The organism is Streptomyces subrutilus (assembly GCF_001746425.1).
Taxonomy (GTDB): domain Bacteria; phylum Actinomycetota; class Actinomycetes; order Streptomycetales; family Streptomycetaceae; genus Streptomyces; species Streptomyces subrutilus_A.
Map to the genome: position 1 here is coordinate 803,240 of NZ_MEHK01000001.1, position 18,923 is coordinate 822,162.

Consider the following 18,923-nt stretch of genomic DNA (forward strand, 5'->3'; position numbering starts at 1 on the left):
ATGAACGTCAACCGTCGCGGCCGTCGCCGCCTCGGCGCGTTCGCCGCTGTGACCGCTCTGGCCCTGCTCACCGGGTGCGGCGCGGCCGACATGACCCGCCAGACCTCCCCGTACGCGGCCGCTGAGGGGGCGAAGACCGTCACCCTCTCCGTGCAGTCCTGGGTCGGCGCCCAGGCGAACACCGCCGTGGCCGCCTACCTGCTCGAACACGAGCTGGGCTACCGGGTCGACACCGTCCAGGTGGACGAGGTGCCCGCGTGGGACGCGCTCAGCCAGGGCCGGGTCGACGCGATCCTGGAGGACTGGGGCCATCCCGAGCAGGAGAAGCGGTACGTCCAGGACAAGAAGACCATCACCGCGGGCGGCGAGCTCGGCGTGACCGGCCACATCGGCTGGTTCGTGCCGACGTACTTCGCCGAGGCCCATCCGGACGTCACCGACTGGAAGAACCTCGACAAGTACGCCGACGTGCTGCGCACCGCCGAGAGCGGGGGCAAGGGCCAGCTGCTGGACGGCTCACCCTCGTACGTCACGAACGACAAGGCGCTGGTGAAGAACCTGGACCTGGACTTCGAGGTCGTGTTCGCCGGCTCCGAGGCGGCTCAGATCACCCAGATCAGGCAGTTCGCGAAGGAGCGCAAGCCGTTCCTCACGTACTGGTACAAACCGCAGTGGCTGTTCGAACGGGTCCCCATGACGGAGGTGAAGCTGCCCGAGTACCAGGAGGGCTGCGACGCGGAGCCGGAGCGGGTGGCCTGCGCCTATCCCCACACCCCGCTGCAGAAGTACCTGAACACGCAGTTCGCCGAGACGGGCGGGGAGGCCGCCGAGTTCCTGAAGCGGTTCCGCTGGAGCGTCGAGGAGCAGAACGAGGTGGCGCTGATGATCGCCGAGGAGAAGCTGCCGCCGGAGCAGGCGGCGAAGAAGTGGGTCGAGCGCAACCGGCAGGTGTGGGAGCCCTGGGTGCGCTGAATCGCAGGACGCCGAGGCCGCCACACCCCCCTCGGGTGTGGCGGCCCCGGCGTGTTCCGGGCGGCTGCGCCTACTGCGCGGCCACCTTCAGCAGCTTGTTCGGGGTCCCGCTGCTCGGGTTGGTGATCTTCCCCGGGGTCGCACCCGTGGTCAGGGCCTGGGCGACCTGCGCGGGAGACGCGTCCTTGTGCCCGGCGAGGTAGAGGGCCGCGGCTCCGATCACGTGCGGGGTCGCCATGGAGGTGCCGGAGATGGTCTTCGTTCCGGTGTCGCTGTCGTTCCAGGCGGAGGTGATGTCAGAGCCCGGTGCGTAGAGGTCGACGACGCTGCCGAAGTTGGAGAACGAGGACTGCGAGTCGTCGGCCGCGCTGGAGGCCACGGTGATGGCCTCGGGGACCCGCGAGGGCGAGCCCTGGCCGGCGTCGGAGGACTCGTTGCCCGCCGCGACGCCGAAGGTGACACCGGCGGCTATGGACCGGCGCACGGCCTCGTCGAGTGCCTCGTCGGCGCCGCCGCCGAGGCTCATGTTGGCCACCGACGGCCCGCTGTGATGCTGCGTCACCCAGTCGATGCCGGCGACGACCTGCTCGGTGGTGCCCGAGCCGTTGTCGTCGAGCACCCGGACGGCGACGACCTTGGCCTTCTTGGCCACCCCGTGGGAGGTGCCCGCGATGGTCCCGGCGACGTGCGTGCCGTGCCCGTTGCCGTCGTCGGCGCTCTGGTCGTTGTCCACGGCGTCGAAGCCGTGGGCGGCCCGGCCGCCGAAGTCCTTGTGGCTGATGCGTACACCGGTGTCGATGACGTACGCGGTGACTCCCTCGCCGCCCGCGTCGGGGTAGGTGTACTTCTTGTCCCCCGCGGTCGCCGTCTGGTCGATGCGGTCGAGGCCCCAGGACGGGGGGTTGGCCTGGGTGGTGCTGATGGTGAACTTCTTGTTCTGGACGACCTTGCCCACGGCCGGATCGGCGGCGAGGCGCTTGGCGCTGGTCTCCGAAAGCCCGGATGCGGAGAAGCCGTTGACGGCGGAAGTGTAGTTGCGCTTCAGCTCGCCGCCGTACTTCTTGACGAGCGCCTGCCGGTCGGCGTCCTCGTCGAGGATGACGATGTAGCTGCCGCTGAGCGCACCGGGTGCGCCGAGCCCGTACACCGTTCCCTCGGCCGGTGTGCTGGCACCGGCGAGCGAGGGCAGCAGCATGCAGACACCGGTTGCAGTGGCGACTCCCGTGGCCACTGCAAGGACCTGGAAGCCGCGTGAACGGGTGCGTGCGTGCTTGTGATTTGACATGAAGAGAGTGCTCCTCGTGTTGACGTGTGGGGCGTCAAGGCGTGTTGCAAGCCCCCTCGGGAGCCGAAAGATCTCCGGGGGACAGCTCGAAACCCTGACCGATTACCGGAGTTGATTCAAGGCCGCCCCGCCCGTCAGCGTTCTTCAACAAGCTTTCTTAAAGAGACCTCCGCGCGGGCCCCTCGGAATGACCACACTCTTCGAATCACCCACACATTCACGTCACTTGCCGGTGCATTCGCGAACACATTCCTGAAACACTGCTGCCGCCCCGTCGCGGGCGCCCCGGTGTCCCGCCCCACCGCGCCGACGGAAGCACCCCCCGTGCCTACAATGCTCGAATGATCTTTATTGTGGTGAAATTCCCCGTCAAGCCCGAATACGTCGACCAGTGGCCCGAGAAGGTCGCGGAGTTCACCCGCGCCACCCGCGCGGAGCCCGGCAACCTGTGGTTCGAGTGGTCGCGCAGCCTGGAGGAGCCGGACGTCTACGTCCTGACCGAGGCGTTCCAGGACGACGCGGCGGAGGCGCACGTGACCTCCGAGCACTTCCGCACCGCCCTGGAGACCATGCGCCCGCTGATCACCCGTACTCCCGACATCGTCAGCACCACCATCGAGGGCGCGACCGGCTGGAGCCGGATGGGCGAGCTGCGGATCGACTGAGCCACCCACATGCCGCTGGGCCGGGCGCCCGGCCCGGCCCTGCTCGTGGGGTGCGCCGCGGCCCGCGCCCCGAACGGCGCGGGCCGGCTTCCCGCCGCCTACCGGCGACTGCGGATGAGCAGGTACAGGAAGTACGGCGTGCCGATGACCGCGGTCATCAGGCCGGCGCCGAGCTGGGTCGGCGCGATGGCGGTCCGGCCCACCAGGTCCGCGACGCAGACGAGGACCGCGCCGAGGAGCACCGCGACGGGAACCACCCGCACGTGCTGGCGGCCCACCAGGGCGCGCGCCGCGTGCGGTGCCACGAGCCCCACGAAGCCGATCGTGCCGGCGGCCGCCACTGCGGTCGCGCTGAGCAGGACGGCGAGGGCCAGGAAGCCGAGGCGCCCGCGCCGCAGGCTCAGTCCGAGCAGCCTCGGGGTGTCCTCGTCGAGCGACACGAGGTCGAGCTCGGTGCGCCGCACGACCGCGACGGCCACGCCCACGACGAGCACGACCGCCAGGGGCACCGCATCGGACAGCGACCTGCCGTAGGTGGAACCCGACAGCCAGGTCAGCGCCTTCGTCGCGTTGAACGGGTCGGTGAGGATGATGAGCAGGCTGACCAGGGCGGCTGCCGCGGTATGGGCGCCGAACCCGACGAGGACCAGCCGGTTCTGCTGGAACCCGCCCCGCGCGGCCAGCCCGAACACGAACACGGCGGCGGCCGCGGCGCCCGCGAAGGCCGCGCCGGCCACGCTCCACGTCCCGGCCAGGGGCACCGTCGTCACGAGGAGGACGGCGCCGAGCGCCGCGCCTGCGGAGACGCCCAGGACACCTGGTTCGGCGAGGGGGTTGCGGGTCACGGACTGGACGAGCGTGCCGGCGAGGGCGAGCGCCGCTCCGGCGAGCAGGGCGGCGGTGACCCGGGGCACCCGGGTGTCGAGGACGAAGGTGACGGTCCGGCCGGCGCGGCCCTGCGCCCAGTTCACCACGTCGCCCAGCAGCAGCTTGCTGTCGCCCACCAGCACGGCGGTGATGACCACCCCGACCAGGACCGCCACCAGGACGGCCGTCGTGGTGAGGAAGACGGCCCTGCTCCGGATGCGCAGCCGGTCGGTCGCGGCGGCTCCGGCCGTGTCCCGGACCCGGACGGCCATGACGACCAGGAAGAGCGCGCCGACGAGGCTGGTGACGACGCCGGTCGGAACGGCGACCGCCACGTCCGCCGGCACGAGGGCGCGCAGCAGGACGTCGGAGCCGAGCACCAGGGCCGCGCCGGTGAGTCCGGCGACCGGAAGGCCCGCCCGCGACCGGGCGAAGGCGCGGAACCGCCGGGCGAGCGGGCGGACGAGGGCGGGCGCGCACAGACCGACGAACCCGACGGGTCCGGCGAGGGTGACGGCCGCCGTGGAGAGCAGGGCCGCGAGGACGACGGCGGTGACCCGGGTGGCGCGGACCGGGACGCCGAGGCCGCGCGCGGCGTCGTCGCCGAGGGCCAGGGCGTCGACCCGGCGGGCGAGGAGCAGCAGCCCGACGAGGCCGGCGGCGCCGATCGGGGCCACCTGCAGTACGCCGTCGAAGCCGTGCTGGGCGATGCTGCCCTGGTTCCAGTGGTAGACGCCCTCCGTCTCCCGCGGGAACAGCAGGAGCAGGCTGTCGGTGAGGGCGGTGAGGCCGAGGGTGAGGGCGGTGCCCGCGAGGACGAGCCGGACGGTGCCGGAGCCCAGGCCGGACAGCCCGAGGACGACGGCCGCCGCCGCGAGGCCGCCGATGAACGCGGCACCGGAGGAGGCCGGCGGCGGGAGCGGGACGCCGCTGACGGTGATGACACCGAGGGCGAAGTAGGAGCCCGCGTTGACGGCCAGGGTGTCGGGGGCGGCGAGGACGTTGCGGCTGACCGCCTGCAGCGCGGCGCCCGCCATGCCGAGGAGGGCGCCCACGAGCAGGCCCGCGGTGATCCGCGGCAGCCGGGAGGCGATCAGGACGGACGCGTCGGCCGGATCGGACGAGCCCGTGAGCGCCTTCCAGACCTCCGGGCCGCCGACGTCGGCCGTTCCCTGGGTGATGTCGACGATAGCGAGGACCGTGACGAGCAGGACCATCGCGGCCGTCACCGCGGCCGCGCCCGTCCGGGACGCGGCCGCCGGCGGCCGGGTGGCGGGGCGGGTCGCGTGACGGCCATGTGCTACTTCTTCAGCGCGGCGACGAGCGCGTCGATGTACTTGTTCATCGACTCGGGACCGCCGAACATCCAGATGCCGTCGGGCAGTCGGTGCACGTTGCCCTTCGTCACGAACGGCAGCGTGGTCCACACCTTGTCCTGGGCCAGGGCGCCGCTGAACGGCGTGCTGGCCTTGTCGCCTTCGTTGGCGATGTAGGCGAACTCGACGTCCTCGCCCAGCTTGGTGAGGCCTTCGACGTCGGTGGTGCCGAGGCCGTAGGCCTCGTCGCCCTGGACGGTCCAGGCGTTCTTCAGGCCGAGCTCCTCGTTGACCGCGCCGAGGAGGGAGCCGCTGGTGAAGGGCCGGACCGAGACCTGGTTGGAGACGACGTAGCCGTCGGCGAAGGCGATCGGGACCCCGGCGCGGCCGGCGTCGGCGAGGGCCTTGCGGCCCTCCTCGGTCTTGGCCTGGAACCGGCCCTTGAGCTGCTCGGACTGCTGCGTGGTGCCGGTGGCCTGGGCGATGGTGTCGAGGTTCTTCGTCATCTGCCCGATCGGGTCCGCGGCGACGGCGGCGCGCACCGTCAGGACCGGGGCGACCTTGCGCATCTGCTCGATGGCGGCGGGCGGCAGGTCGGTGGTGGCGAGGATGAGGTCCGGCTTCAGCGAGGCGATGCTGTCCATGCTCGGCTCGCCGCGGGTGCCGACGTCCTTGGGCTCGTTCTTGAGCGGGACGGCGCTGTTCCACGTCTTGTAGCCCTTGACGTCCGAGACGCCGACCGGGTCGACACCGAGCGATATGAGGCTCTCGACGACGTTCCACTCGGTCCCGACGACGTTCTTGGCGGGCCCGTCGAGTTCCACCTTCGCGCCGGTGTCATCGGTGAGGGTGATGCGCCCGGCGGTCTTCTCCGTGTCGTCCTTGGCGGGCTCGGTGGTCCCGCAGGCGGTCAGCGTAAGGGCCGCGGCGGTGGCGGCCGCCGCGGCGAGGAGGAGTCGTCTCATGAGGTGGGGCTGAGCCTTTCGCTTCGTGCGTGGTGCCGGCCGACGGCGCGGGTGCGCAGGATGCCGGTGAGGGGGTCCGTTTCGACGTGGACGCGGATGCCGTACGTGTCGGTCAGCCGCTGGGGCGTCAGTACGTCCGCGGGGTCGCCGTCGGCGATGACCCGTCCCGCGTGGAGCAGGACGATCCGGTCGGCGACGGCGGCGGCCTGGTCGAGGTCGTGCAGGACGACCCCGACGGCGATGCCGTGGTCGTCCGCCAGATCCCTCATGAGGTCGAGGAGTTCGACCTGGTAGCGCAGGTCGAGGTAGGTCGTCGGCTCGTCGAGCAGCAGCACCCCCGTCTCCTGCGCGAGGCAGCCGGCCAGCCAGACGCGCTGGAGCTGGCCGCCCGAGAGGTGCTCGGCGCCCCGGTCCGCCAGTTCCGTGACGCCGGTCAGGGCGAGCGCCCGGTCCACGGCGGCCCGGCCGCCCGGGTCGTCGCGGCCCCAGCGTCCCCGGTAGGGGTAGCGGCCGAACGCGACGAGGTCCCGCACGGTCAGTCCGCTCGGTGTGGGGCGCCCCTGCGTGAGCAGGGCGACCCGGCGGGAGAACTCACGGGGGCTCAGGGCGAGGCCGTCGGTGTCGCCGTCGATGACGAGCGTGGCGGTCCTGGGCCGCTGCAGCCGCGCGATTGTGCGCAGGAGCGTCGACTTGCCGCTGCCGTTCGGCCCGACCAGGGCGGTCACTTCACCGGGCAGCAGGGTCAACGAGGCGTCGTGTACGACGTCGACGCCGTCGTACGCCACGGTGACGCCGGCGGCGGAGAGTTCGTGACCCTGGGGACGCGTGGCGCCGGTGGCCTTTTCAACTACGTGCACGGTCGGAAGGTTAGCCTACCCTTACCATTCGACAAACTGCTCGTTCCACAGGGAGGCGTCGGCCGGTGCGGCCGGTCCGCGGACCGGCCGCACCGCTCTCACGGGCCGGTCACAGGCGCGCGGCGCGCTGCAGCCTGCCCCAGTCGACGAACTTGAAGTCCGTGTCCGTACGAACCTGCCCGTCGGGGCCGGGGGCTTCGGGGGTGTTGGCGCCGTCCTGGACGACCAACAGGCCGTTCGGGAACCTCCGTCCCAGCGGCGCGCTGGTGACGGCGGCTCCGTCGCAGACCTCCGAGCCGTCGGGTGCGCCGGGCGCGGAGCCGGCGGTGATCCGGAAGCCGCGGACGAAGGCGTTGCGGTGGCCGCGGTCGAAGACGGCGAAGGTGTTGTCGCCCTGGCCGGAGGCGATGAGATAGCCGTCGCGGCGGGGGTCCTCGGGATCGCGCCAGATCGTCAGGCCCTCCACGTCGGCACTGAGGTGCCGGCCGCCGAAGCCCGGGTCGGCGCCCGCGTCGCACTCCTCGGTCCGCGGGTTCCAGGTGCCGGGCACGCCGTAGGAGCGGACCTTCTCGATCAGGCGGGCCGGGGAGCGCAGGTCGGCGTCGAGCTTCCAGATGCCCACGTCCTCCTGGCCCGCGTACAGGTCGCCGCTGTCGGGGTCGACGACCATGCCTTCCACCTGGGGAAGTTCGCCGGGCTCGGCACAGGGGGTCCACCGGGTCCCGTCGGGCAGGGCGAAGGAGGACGGCAGGGTGAGGGTGCGGACGAGGTGGTAGCCGACCTTTCCGCGCGCGTCCGGGGTGAGCTCGGCGAGCGCCAGCTTGGTGTCGTGGCGCCGGCTGGTGACCGCGAACGAGCGGCCGCGGTCGGCGTAGGTGGCCAGCCCGTACGCGGTGCGCTGGTCACCGACCTCGTCCGGACCGGAGGAGAAGACCAGCGGGGCGGCCGCCTCGTCGGTGACGTCGACCAGGGGTCCGGCGGGACGTCCGGGCTCGATGCGGTAGAAGCGCAGCTGGTCGCGGCCCCGGTCGGAGACGACGGCCACGTCGTGGCGGCCGTCGGGGAAGCGCAGCCCGGTGACCAGGTCCACGTTGTTGAAGCGGCCCGGCTTGTCCCCGTCCCGGGGAGGGGGCGGCGCCGGCAGGCTCTGGACCTGGCGGCCGTCCAGGTCGTACACCCGCAGGCCGCCCTCCTTGGCGGTGGCGATGACCAGGCTGCGGTCGGGGTCGGACGCGTTCCGCCAGATCGCCGGGTCGTCGGCGTTGGCGTTGCCGCCGGCCTCGTCGTCGAAGAGGGACGGCGTCTCCACGGAGGGGGACACCTCGGGCAGCGGCGGGACCGTGCCGCGGTCCACCGCTGCCGGCGCCGGTGCCGGCGCCTGTGCGTGGGCCGGTAGGGCGATCATTCCGAGGGCCGCGATCGTCGCCGCGGCGATGAACGGGGCTCTCCTGCTCGGGGTCACGCGCATGGTGCCTCCTGGTCTCGGAGCGGGTCGAGGTGCTGGTGGGCCGCCGCCACCCTGGTCTACTCGCGGGTAGCCGACATGGAGGCGATGTGGCGCCCGAATGAGCGCGCGATGAACCCCCGTGGGAAGCCTGGCAGAAGCGGGAAGGCAGGGGAGGACGGGCAGCGGGACGGGAGGACGGGGCAGGGGTGCGGTGCCCCGGAGGACGGGCGGCGGGGCCACGGACAGCCGGGGGCGCGGCGCGCCGGACCGCCGGGCGGAGCGACGGCACCCCGGCAGGATGCTGCGCCGGGAGCCGTGACGCGCCCGGTGGCCGGCAGCCGCCGCCCGGGACCTTGGAGCGCTGGGCACACATGACCCCCTACCCCGCCAACGACCCCGCTCCCCCGCCGACGGGTCCCCCGCCCGGGGTCACCGTCTCCCGCGAGGAGTTCGACGCGCTCTTCGCCTCGGTCCTCAGCGAGGGCGCCACCTCGTGGGACCCGACCGGCTACCGCGGGGGGTACCGGAAGATCGGGGGCGGGTCGGTGGAGCGGGGGGCGGACCGGGCCGGTCAACCCTGGCTCCTGCCCAGGGCACCGGGCCCGAGGCGGCGGCGACCGGCCCCGGGCCCGGCGGTATGTTCGTCGGGCCGCTGGCCGCGGCGCTGGGGATCAGGCCCGCGACGCTGCGCGAGTGGGAGCGTGCCGGGCTGGTGAGCCCGCGCCGCGACCCGGCGACGGGATACCGGGTCTACGGGGGGCCGATGTCCGGGACGCCCGGCTGGTCCACCAGCTCAGGCGCCGCGGCTATCTGCTGGAGCGGATCGCCCCGTTGATCGCCCAGGTGCGGGCGGCGGGCGGACTGGAGCCGCTGGAGGTGGCGTTGGGCGACTGGCACGGCAGGCCGGCCGCCCGCGGGCGGGCGATGCCGGCCGGCGCCGCCGAACTGGACGGGTACCTGCGCGAACGCGGTTAGGAAGCGGCGGGGCCCAGGAGGTGGGGGCCGTTGTTGCGGACGCTGTTGACCTCCGTCGAGACCGGCGTCACCGCGAGGCGGCCGTCGGCCGGGGTGTGCAGGAGGGCGCGGAGGTCGGCGGTGTCCTGGTGGGCGGGGTCGAGCCAGGTCTCGTAGTCGCCGGGGTCGAGGGCCAGCGGCATGCGGGGGTGGACCCGCCCCGCCTGGTCGGTGGCCTCGGTCGTGATGATGGTGGCCGAGAGCAGCCAGGCCGCGGGGTCGTCGTCGTCCTTGACGGATGGGTCGCGCCAGAACTCGTACAGCCCGGCCATCGCCATCACCCCCGCGTCCTCGGGGCGGATGAAGTACGGCTGCTTGTAGGCCTTCGCGGAGCCGGTGGCGGGGACGGCGACCCATTCGTAGAAGCCGTCGGCGGGCAGCAGGCACCGCCGGCGGGTGAACGCGCGCCGGTAGGCCGGCTTCTCGTGGACGGTCTCGACCCGGGCGTTGATCATGCGCGAGCCGACCGACGGGTCCTTCGCCCAGGACGGCACCAGGCCCCACCGCACCGGACGCAGCCGACGCGCCACCTCTCCGGTGTCGCGGTCGGCCCGCTCCAGGACCGCCCACACGTCGTCGGTCGGGGCCACGTTCCACGACGGCCCCAGCGCCTCGGCGCCGGGTTCCCGCTCGGCGTCGAAGAGGCCCGCGAGGTCTTCGGGGGCTCGGGAGGAAGCGTAACGACCGCACATGGTCCCACTCTCCCACTCCTCGGCTCCGGCCTCACCCACCGGCACGGATAATGGCACGGCCCCACCGCATCGACCCGGGAGACGAAGAACCATGGCGCTGAAGGTAGGCCTGCGGGTGCAGCTGGCGGCGGACACCCGGCTGACCGGTGCGGTTGCGGTCACGGAGGACTCCGCGACGGAGGGCGCCGTCGCCGGGTTCCTGTCGCTGGCGGCGGGCACGGAGGGCACCGTCGAACGGGTGGTCGAGCACCGCCACCAGAGCCAGGAGGTCCGCGAGTACGAGCGGCTCAGATCACTGCTCGACTCCTTCGGCCACGACATGCCCGCCGGGAGCCGCAAACAGCTCGAGGAGAAGGTGGCCTCCCTGGAACCGGAGTGGACCGCCTACCAGGAGCAGGGTCCCCGCGTCACCGTCCGGGTCCGCTTCGACAACGGGTTCATCCTCGACGACGCGCACGAGGACCTCTTCACCTCCGTCTGAGGGCCGTCCCGGCCCGGGCCGGTGGGCTCCGGGCCGGTCACCGGCCGCGCGGCCACCCCGTACGCCGCCGCGAGATCCTCGCCCTGCGCCCTGAGGGCACGGGCGGGGCCAGGGCGAAGACCACGGTGATGTGCGCGCCGCCCAGGGGTCCTCGGGCGATGCGCATCGAGCCGCCCGTGACGGCCGCGGCCCTGCGGGCGATGTCGAGGCCGAGCCCCGACGAGCCGGTGCTGCTCCCGCGGGACTGGGCGCGGTCCGGGTCCGGGATGCCCGGACCCGCGTCCTCCACGACCAGTTCCACGGCCTGGGCCGTACGGACCACGCGGACGCCGAACGGGGTGCCGGAGGGGGTGTGGCGGAAGACGTTGCCGATGAGCGCGTCCACCACGGCGGCGATGTCGTCGTCCGGGAGGCTGACGGGCGCGGGCTCCTGGGTGAGTTCGAGGAAGCAGGGCCTGTCCTGCTGCTCCGCCAGGACGGCCCAGAAGGCGGTCCGGCGGCGGACGACTTCGGCCGCCTCGCAGCGGGGACCGGCCGCCGGCGCGCCGGGGGTGTGGTGGGCAGGGCCCGGGTCGGCGTCCGTTCCGCGCAGGCCGTGGCCCATGGGGCCCACGGCGAGCGGGGTGCGCGCCGCCGCGATGATGGCCTGGAGCTCCGTCTCCAGCGCGCCCACCGCCGCCTCGACCCTGGCCGACTCCGGTGAGCCCGCCATCCGTTCCGATGCCAGGTGCAGGGCGGTCAGCGGGGTGCGCAGCCGGTGGGACAGGTCGGCGACCAGTTCGCGTTCCACGGCGAGCAGTTCGGTCATCCGGTGGGCCATCGCGTTGAACGCGACGCCCGCGTCGCGCAGTTCCCTGGGGCCCATGGGTTCCACCCGGGCGTCCAGGTTGCCCTCGCCCAGCGCGTGGGACGCCTGCGCGAGCCGTTTGGAGGACCGGACCACCTTCGCCCCGAGGCGGTCGGCGACCAGCACGGAGCCGCCGACCAGGCCCACGGCGAGGAGGAGCATGACCGCCCATGAGGCCTTGACCCCGCGGGTCAGTTCGGCCTCGGGGACGAAGTTCTCGATGACGGCGACCCGATCGCCGGGCAGCACCACCGGCTGCAGGCAGATCCAGCCGGCGGGGATCTGCCGGGAGATGGACTCGCGGCCGCGCTGGGCCCGTTCGAGCAGGGCCGCGGGGGCTCGGGAGCTGCCGATGGCGGGGGCGCCGGGCAGGTGGACCACCAGGTGCTCGGTGGCGTCCAGGCTCGCGGCGGATTCCCGCAGGGCGGAGGGATCCGTGGTGAGCGTCAGTACGGGAGCCAGGGCGGCGGCCCGCTGCTCGGCCGCGGTGACGCTCTGCTCCTTGACGAGCGACATCACCAGGGCGGCCAGCGGTATGAGGAAGGAGAGGGCGACCATGGAGGTCACGGCGAGCGCCACTCCGGCCAGTGAGCGTCTCAACGCGGCGCCACCAGTTTGATGCCGACACCGCGGACGGTCAGCAGGTAGCGCGGGGCGACCGCGCGTTCGCCGAGCTTGCGGCGCAGGGAGGACAGGTGCACGTCGACGGTCTGGTCGTCCACGTACGGCTCGCGCCACACCTCGGTCAGCAGCCGCCGTTTGGAGACGACCTGCCCGGTGTGGTGGGCGAGGAAGGCCAGCAGGTCGAACTCCCGGCGGGTCAGGTGGAGCTCCCGGCCGGCCAGGTACGCGGTGCGCGCGCCGGGGTCGACGGCCAGCTCGCCCACGGTGGTGGCGCGCAGGGGTTCGGCGGCGGGCGCGGGACGCGGGCCCTGACCGGCCTGCGCGGGGTGGGCGGCGTGGGCCGGGGGGAGGTGGCTGGAGCGCCGGAGGACGGCGGAGAGGCGGGCGATGAGCTGTCCCCCGGAGAAGGGCTTGACCAGGTAGTCGTCGGCGCCCGCGTTGAGGAGCTTGATGATTTCCGCCTCGTCGTCGCGGGCGGTGGCCACGAGTACGGGGACGGAGGAGATGCCCCGGATCATGCGCAGTGCGTCTCCTCCGTCCAGATCGGGCAGTCCCAGGTCGAGGACCACCGCGTCGACGGGCACCTGGGTGACCTCGCGCAGGGCGCCGAACCCGTCGGCCGCGCTGCGTACGGCGTACCCGTGCTCGGCCAGGACTTCGATCAGTGACTGGCGGATGCTGGGGTCGTCTTCCACGACCAGGACGCTGGGCATGGGCACACCTTAGGTGAACGCCCGTTCCTACTGCCGGGGGGCGGCGAAGGCCAGGCCGCCGCCGCTGACGCGCAGCTGCACGGGCCGGTCGGAGACCGGGATGGTGCAGCCGTCCCGCGCGCTGCAGCTCGCGTACCCGAGCAGTACGGTCGCGTCCCCGTCGCCGTCGGCCCGGACGGGCAGCGTGGTGGTGACGGGGCCGTCCGGGTAGACGGGGACCGGGGCCTCGACACCGGGCAGGCTGATCGTGCGCACCTCCGCGGCGGCCGTCAGCTTCCCGGCGGCGCGCAGCACGCCGGTGACGTCCACGGCGGTCGGCCGGCCCACGCCCTCGATGCCGGTGGCGGGCAGGTCGGTGCTGTAGAGGTGGAACCCCTCCTCGGGGGTGAAGACGGCGGTCACCGTGCCGTTCGGGGCCTGCCAGTCGGACACCGAGAGGGTGACGGTGACCCCGTTCTCGGTGAAGCTCGTCGTGGGCGGGGCGGCGCCCTGGGCGGGCTGCGCGCCGCACGCCGCGAGCGAGGCGAGGGAGAGGAAGGCGGCCGCCGCGGCGAGAGCGGCACGGGCCGGGGCGGCGGGGTGCGGAAGCCGTCGGCTCATGACGCCCACTGGCGCAGGAAGGAGCCCAGCCCCTCCGAAGTCAGGGCGGGGTTGCCCGTGGCGTGGGTGTCGGTGCGCACCGTACCGGACGGCGAGACGACGATGAGGACGGGCATCTTGTAACTGCCGCCCGAAGGGCTGTACTTGCGCAGGAGCGCGGAGTTGGCGGAGCTGTCGCCCCCGATGTCGATCTTGACCAGGTGGTAGGAGGCGCCGAGGATCGCCGAGGTCTGCGGCTGGGCGAACACCTTGTCGGCCGCCTTGCAGTTGCCGCACCAGTTGGCGCCGAAGTCCAGCAGGACCATCCGCCCGTCGGCCTTGGCCGCGCCCAGCGCCGCGTCGATCAGCTTCTGCGCGTCGGCCGAACTGTCGTAGCCGGGGCCGGGCACCCGGGCCGGCGCGGGGGCGGCGGACGTGCGGGCCGGCTTGGGGGCGGGCGGGGTGGTCTGCGCACGCGAGGGCGCCTTGGCGGAGGCGGACACGGTGGCGGGGGACGCGGACGGCGAGGGCGAGGCGGTCGGGGAAGCCTCGGCGGAGGCGGACGCGGACGGGGAGGCGGACCGCGTCCCGGCGGGGAGGGTCTGCGCAGACTGTCCGGCCGCGGAGGGCGAGGCGGCCCCCACGGGCTGGGACGACGGCCCGCAGGCCGCGGTCAGTCCGGCGGCGACCACGGCCGCGGCGGCCAGCGGCAGTCGCACCCCCAGGGCCCCGGTGGAGCGGGGCTGGGTGGCGCGGCGGCCCGCGCGGGCGGGTCGGAGGAGGCGAGAAGGCATGGCGAGGACACCCCAAGGCACGGTTCGGACTGCGGGAACGGCGAACGCCTGCCGGCTCGGTGGAGCCGACGGCTCGACGGCCCGACGGCCGCCGGGGCATCGTGCCGGGGCGCCGCGGGCCGCTCGGCTGACGCGAGCATAGGACCGCTCCGGGCCGCCCGGACCGGATGCGCACGATCTTCAAGGTCCCCTAAGGAAGAGCTCACCTTCCGCTTCGCCGGGACTCAGGCGGTGAACACACACATGGCACGCACGGCAACGAAACGGACATGGGGGATCGGGGGTTGCAGGGTGCGGTTCGGCCGAGGCGGCTGGGACGGTCTCTCAGAACGACGTCTCGCGGACGCTGGCCTTCGCCACCGGCTCGATCGTCGCCGTGACGACCGAGCGGTGGTCCGCACTGGAGAACGTGACCGTCAGGGTGTCGTCCGCGGTCTGTGAGGTGGTGGCCTTGAATCCGCGGCTGGGGATCGCGGAGATCAGGCAGACGCCGCGGCCCCCGTACCGGACGGTGACCTTGCCGCCCTGCGAGGGGACGGTGTGCAGGCCCGGTCCGCCTTCCGCGCAGTCGACGGCGGGCTTCGGCGCGGTGGTCCGGGGGGCTCCCGTCGAGGCTTTGGCGGGCGTGGGCGTCGGAGCCGAGGGGGACGGCCGCTCGGTCGCGGTGGGCGAGACGGCGGGGGACGCGCTCGGGGACTGCGGGGCCGGGGACCGGCCGTCCCCGGCCTGCCACGCCGGCGGGGAGTCGAAGACCATCGGGGCGGAGCGCGCCACGGGAGGCGTATGCCTGGTCGAACCGACCACGAACTGGACCGTGACGAGCACGGCGGTCACGCTGGCGGCCGTGCACGACAGCCATATGAGCAGGTAGCGCGGAATGGGAGGCACGGCCCCATAGTGGCCGACGCGCCGGGCCGCCCGTCACCGGCTCCCCGAACGGGGCGGACTCGGCCGCGACCGCCCGGGTTCCGGCGGGCAGACGCCGACGCCCTCCCGGCCCGGGTACGGGCCGGGAGGACGGGTGCCGCCCGGCGGACCGGCGTGCGGTCCGGGGGCGGCCGGGTGGGGGGTGGCCGCGGGGTGGGGGGTGGCCGGGTGGGGGTGGCCGCGGGGTGGGGGGTGGCCGGGTGGGGGGTGGCCGCGGGGTGGGGGGTGGCCGCGGGGTGGGGGTGGCCGCGGGGTGGGGGGTGGCCGCGGGGTGGGGGGTGGCCGCGGGGTGGGGGGTGGCCGCGGGGTGGGGGGTGGCCGCGGGGTGGGGGGTGGCCGCGGGGTGGGGGGTGGCCGCGGGGTGGGGGGTGGCCGCGGGGTGGGGGGTGGGCGGGTGGCGGCGGGGTCCTACCTGGGCGTCCCGAAGTTCTGTGTCCACCAGGGGCCGCCGTCGCCCTTGTGCACGCCTATGCCGATCTCCTTGAAGGCGCAGTTGAGGATGTTGGCCTTGTGGCCGGGGCTGTTCATCCACGCCTTCATGACCGCGTCGGCGTCCGCCTGGCCGCGGGCTATGTTCTCGCCGAGCCGTGACCAGCCGTACCCGGCGGCTTCCACGCGGCTGGTCATGGTCGACCCGTCGGGGCCGGTGTGGGACATGACGCCGCTGCGGGCCATGGTGTCGCTGTACGCCCGGGCCGCGGCGGTCAGCTTGGCGTTCGCGGCCAGAGGGCCGCAACCGGCGGCCGAGCGCTCCTTGTTGACCAGGGCGAGCACCGCCGACTCGGAGCCACTGGCTCCGCCACCGGAGGAACCGCCCGAGCCGCCGGACCCGCCCGAGCCACCCGAGCCTGCCGACCCGCCCGAGCCGCCTGTCGTCGAGCCGGGCGTGCGCGAGGGCTTGCGGGTCTGGGCCGGCGCCGGCGCGGCCGGGCTGCTCTCCTCCGCCGCCGTCGTGGCGGGAGCGACGGATTGCGAGGCGTCGGCGCCGGGCGTACCGGACGGCGCCGCACCCGTCGCGGACGCGGCGTCGGCGGTCGGCGTGGAGAGGGCTGGCGAGGGGGTCGCCGTCGCCTCCCCGTCGCCGGCGCCCGCTGCCGCGGACTTGGGGCCGGTGGCGCCACCGGCCCGCTGGCCCGTGCCCGCGCCGCCGTCGGAATCGGCCACCGCGACCCCGACCGCCACCGCCGCGGCGGCCACGGTCAGGGACAGCACGATGCGCGTGCGCACCGTCTTCTTCCGACGCGCCTCGACGCGGGACGGGGTTCCGGGAGTTCGGCTGCGGCTCATGCCGGTAGCACCTCGCAGGGAGAGGGGGAGGGCGGTCGGACCGAGCTTAGGGCGGTGACCAGGGGAAAAAGCCGTGTGGAGGCGTTCTTCAAGGTCCCTTAAGGAAGCCCGCAGGATCGGCACAGGTGCGCGGCGGGCCGGCGCTCCCCGGCTCCGGGACGGACCTCGCTTGACTGGTACGCGACGCGAGCGGTAGGGAGAGGCTGTTCATCGCGTGAGGTGTGAAACGGGGGACCCATGAAACCGCTCGAAACGGGCGATCCCACGTCGGTCGGCGAGGGCCGCTACCGGCTGGTGGGGCGGCTCGGGCAGGGGGGCATGGGTGTGGTCTACCTGGGCCGCTCCCAGTCCGGCCGTGCGGTGGCCGTCAAGGTGGTGCGGCCGGAGCTGAGCACCGAGCCGGGGTTCCGGCGCCGGTTCGCCGACGAGGTGTCGGCCGCGCGGCGGGTCGGCGGCTTCCACACCGCGCCGGTCGTCGACGCCGACCCGGACGGTGAGCCCGCCTGGCTGGTCACGGCCTTCGTGCCCGGTCCCACCCTGCAAGCGGTGGTGGCGCGGGTCGGGTCGCTGCCGCTGGACACGCTGACCGTCCTCGCGGCCGGCCTGGCCGAGGCGCTGGAGGCGATCCACCGGGCCGGGGTCGTCCACCGCGACCTCAAGCCCGCGAACATCATCGTCGCGGAGGACGGGCCGCGCGTCATCGACTTCGGCATCGCGCGCGCCCTGGACGGGACGGCCCTGACGCAGACCGGGCTGCAGATCGGCACGCCGGGGTTCCTGGCCCCGGAGCAGCTCACCAGCGGCGCGGTGACCCCCGCGGTCGACATGTTCGCGCTGGGGGTGGTGCTCGCCCAGGCCGCGGGCGGTTCCCCGTTCGGCGACGGCCCGTCGGCGGCCAGGCACTACAAGGTGGTGCACGAGGAGCCGGACCTGAGCGCCGTCCCCGGCGAACTCCGGGCGGCCGTCGCCGCCTGCCTGTCCAAGGACCCGCGGGACCGCCCCACCCCGACGGCCTTCCTGGGCAGCCTGACCGTCCGCCACCCGGCCGGTGACGGCTGGCTCCCGGACGCGGCGACACAGCTGCTCCCCCGGCCGGAACCGTCCGCCCGCCCCACCGCACCGGACGCACCGCGGGCCACGCCGGCACCGGAAACCTCCGCACCCACCGCCACGGGCCCCGGCCCGGCGAGCCCGCTGCCGGGCGGCGCGCAGGTGCCCGAGGAGCCGGAGGCATCCCGGCCGCTGACCGGCACGGAAGCGACCACCCGTCCGGAAGCGACCACCCGTCCGGAGGCGCCCCGGCCGGCCGGCACGGCACCGGCCACGCAGCCGGAGGCCTCCGAGCCCGCCGGCGCGGGGCGCCGTTCGGCATCGGAGCCCCTCGGGGCCGGCCGGACGGAAGCCGGTACCGTGCCGGCGACCGCCCGGCCCGACAACGCGGAGCCCCGTACCCGGCAGCCACGGACCGTGCCGGACACCGCGGGGCGGCCTGCGCCCGGGCCCGCCGAGGCACGGCAGCCGCAGGGCGGGCGGGCCCGGCGACGTCGCGCGGTGGTATCGGCCGGGCTCGTGGTCGCCCTCGCCGCCGGCGGCCTGCTCGTGTGGCGGCCCTGGAGCGGCGCCGCTCCGGACGACTCCAACAAGCCCGCCGCGACCGGCCCCACCGGATCCGCGTCCGGATCCGCGTCCGGATCCGCGGCCGCCGCGTTCCCGGCCGAGGACATGCTGATCCGGCAGGACACCGCGCCCGGCTGGCCGGGGACCTGTCACGGTGTCATCGCCCGCCGCGACGCCTCGTCGGCCGCGCCGGTGCGGCTCGTCGCGGGCGGCGCGTGCGACGTCCTGCCCCAGTGGTCGCCCGACCGGAAATCCTTCGCGTTCACCCGCACCACGCCCGAGGGCACCGCCGTCTGGACCGCCGACGCCGACGGCGGCAGCCCGCGGCGGGTGGCCGCGATCGCCGGCGGCAGGGTGTCCTGGTCGCCGGACGGCGGCCAGCTCGCCGTCCTGCGCCAGAAGGACGGCGTACAGCAGCTGTTCGTGGTCGACGTCGCCGACGGCTCCGCCCGCCAGCTCACCTCGGGCACCGGCCCGGTCGAGGATCCCGCGTGGTCGCCGGACGGCAGGCACATCGCGGTCTCCCTGCAGACGCGGCCCGAGAACTGGCAGATCCACCTGGTCGACCCCGCCGCCGCCAACCGGGCCCCGCAGCAGGTGACCCGGCTCCCCCACCCGGCACTCGACGCCGTGTGGTCCCCGGACGGCTCGACCTTCGCGTACACCGCCGGAACCTACGGCACGGGCGGCCAGGGCGACATCCGCCTGGTGAACGCCGACGGCTCCGGCGACCGCGACCTGGTGGCAACCGCCGCCCACGAGATGGACCCCGCCTGGTCCGCCGACGGCGCCTGGGTGGCCTTCGTCCGCGGCCCGTACGAGAAGCCCGTGGTCTGGGCCGTGCGCACGGACCGGACCGGCGAGCGCGCGCTCACCGCCGGCGGCGCCGCCGAGGGCCATCCCTCCTGGCGCTGAGCCGCCGGTGCACGCGCGCGGTGCCCGGCCCCTCGCGCGGGGCCGGGCACCGCGCGAGG

The 18,923-nt window shown here is 74.4% G+C and carries 15 protein-coding genes and 2 pseudogenes; 5 read left to right on the forward strand and 12 right to left on the reverse strand.

The annotated features are described in order from the left end of the window. Positions 1 to 972, forward strand: a complete 972-nt coding sequence (locus BGK67_RS04635) for an ABC transporter substrate-binding protein (protein ID WP_069918695.1) — start codon at positions 1 to 3, stop codon at positions 970 to 972. Positions 973 to 1,042: 70 nt separating this feature from the next. Here the strand turns inward: BGK67_RS04635 and BGK67_RS04640 are convergent, their stop codons facing one another. Further along, positions 1,043 to 2,257 carry a S8 family peptidase gene (locus tag BGK67_RS04640; RefSeq protein WP_069918696.1) on the reverse strand — a complete coding sequence of 405 codons (1,215 nt, stop codon included), beginning with the start codon at positions 2,255 to 2,257 and terminating at the stop codon, positions 1,043 to 1,045. Between the two features lie 341 nt (positions 2,258 to 2,598). On the opposite strand from BGK67_RS04640, the gene BGK67_RS04645 reads away from it, so the two are divergent. Further along, positions 2,599 to 2,922, forward strand: a complete 324-nt coding sequence (locus BGK67_RS04645) for a putative quinol monooxygenase (protein WP_069918697.1) — start codon at positions 2,599 to 2,601, stop codon at positions 2,920 to 2,922. Positions 2,923 to 3,020: 98 nt separating this feature from the next. On the opposite strand, the pseudogene BGK67_RS04650 reads toward BGK67_RS04645, so the two are convergent. From BGK67_RS04650 to BGK67_RS04665, 4 genes and pseudogenes are all read right to left on the reverse strand, one after another. After that, positions 3,021 to 5,075, reverse strand: a pseudogene (locus BGK67_RS04650) (iron ABC transporter permease); the annotation flags it as partial. Positions 5,076 to 5,089: 14 nt separating this feature from the next. Continuing rightward, the gene (locus BGK67_RS04655) at positions 5,090 to 6,070 is read right to left on the reverse strand and encodes an iron-siderophore ABC transporter substrate-binding protein (RefSeq protein ID WP_069918698.1); all 981 of its coding nucleotides are present in this window, start codon (positions 6,068 to 6,070) and stop codon (positions 5,090 to 5,092) included. Next, the gene (locus tag BGK67_RS04660; protein ID WP_069918699.1) at positions 6,067 to 6,927 is read right to left on the reverse strand and encodes an ABC transporter ATP-binding protein; all 861 of its coding nucleotides are present in this window, start codon (positions 6,925 to 6,927) and stop codon (positions 6,067 to 6,069) included. Before BGK67_RS04660 ends, BGK67_RS04655 begins: the two co-directional genes overlap by 4 nt. A gap of 109 nt (positions 6,928 to 7,036) precedes the next feature. Next, on the reverse strand, positions 7,037 to 8,395 hold the full coding sequence (locus BGK67_RS04665) for a phytase (protein ID WP_069918700.1): 1,359 nt from the start codon (positions 8,393 to 8,395) through the stop codon (positions 7,037 to 7,039). Between the two features lie 598 nt (positions 8,396 to 8,993). Here BGK67_RS04665 and BGK67_RS04670 point away from each other — a divergent pair. Beyond that, positions 8,994 to 9,349, forward strand: a pseudogene (locus BGK67_RS04670) (TioE family transcriptional regulator); the annotation flags it as partial. Here BGK67_RS04670 and BGK67_RS04675 read toward each other — a convergent pair. Beyond that, complete coding sequence (locus BGK67_RS04675) at positions 9,346 to 10,080, reverse strand: SOS response-associated peptidase (protein WP_069918701.1); 735 nt, start codon at positions 10,078 to 10,080, stop codon at positions 9,346 to 9,348. The pseudogene BGK67_RS04670 and the gene BGK67_RS04675 sit on opposite strands and share 4 nt — an antisense overlap. Before the next feature lie 91 nt (positions 10,081 to 10,171). On the opposite strand from BGK67_RS04675, the gene BGK67_RS04680 reads away from it, so the two are divergent. Next, positions 10,172 to 10,561 (forward strand): hypothetical protein, encoded by a 390-nt coding sequence (locus tag BGK67_RS04680; protein WP_069918702.1) that lies wholly within the window; start codon positions 10,172 to 10,174, stop codon positions 10,559 to 10,561. A gap of 37 nt (positions 10,562 to 10,598) precedes the next feature. On the opposite strand, the gene BGK67_RS04685 is transcribed toward BGK67_RS04680, so the two are convergent. The 6 genes from BGK67_RS04685 to BGK67_RS04710 all read right to left on the reverse strand — a co-directional run bounded on the left by BGK67_RS04685 (position 10,599) and on the right by BGK67_RS04710 (position 16,332). Then, complete coding sequence (locus BGK67_RS04685) at positions 10,599 to 12,008, reverse strand: sensor histidine kinase (protein ID WP_069918703.1); 1,410 nt, start codon at positions 12,006 to 12,008, stop codon at positions 10,599 to 10,601. After that, a complete protein-coding gene (locus tag BGK67_RS04690) occupies positions 12,005 to 12,745 on the reverse strand; it encodes a response regulator transcription factor (RefSeq protein ID WP_069918704.1) in 741 nt (246 codons plus the stop codon). The genes BGK67_RS04685 and BGK67_RS04690 overlap by 4 nt, the downstream gene beginning before the upstream one ends. Positions 12,746 to 12,772: 27 nt before the next feature. Then, entirely contained in the window at positions 12,773 to 13,345 is a 573-nt protein-coding gene (locus BGK67_RS04695; RefSeq protein ID WP_141754005.1) for a hypothetical protein, read from the reverse strand. Next, complete coding sequence (locus BGK67_RS37360) at positions 13,342 to 14,118, reverse strand: thioredoxin family protein (RefSeq protein WP_141754006.1); 777 nt, start codon at positions 14,116 to 14,118, stop codon at positions 13,342 to 13,344. The genes BGK67_RS04695 and BGK67_RS37360 overlap by 4 nt, the downstream gene beginning before the upstream one ends. Positions 14,119 to 14,442: 324 nt before the next feature. Further along, positions 14,443 to 15,006 carry a hypothetical protein gene (locus tag BGK67_RS39865; protein WP_244291146.1) on the reverse strand — a complete coding sequence of 188 codons (564 nt, stop codon included), beginning with the start codon at positions 15,004 to 15,006 and terminating at the stop codon, positions 14,443 to 14,445. A 447-nt stretch (positions 15,007 to 15,453) separates the two neighbouring features. Further along, positions 15,454 to 16,332 carry a CAP domain-containing protein gene (locus tag BGK67_RS04710; RefSeq protein ID WP_069918707.1) on the reverse strand — a complete coding sequence of 293 codons (879 nt, stop codon included), beginning with the start codon at positions 16,330 to 16,332 and terminating at the stop codon, positions 15,454 to 15,456. A gap of 237 nt (positions 16,333 to 16,569) precedes the next feature. On the opposite strand from BGK67_RS04710, the gene BGK67_RS04715 reads away from it, so the two are divergent. Beyond that, positions 16,570 to 18,864: a protein kinase domain-containing protein gene (locus BGK67_RS04715; RefSeq protein WP_069918708.1), complete on the forward strand. Its 2,295-nt coding sequence runs from the start codon at positions 16,570 to 16,572 to the stop codon at positions 18,862 to 18,864. Positions 18,865 to 18,923: the final 59 nt, after the last annotated feature.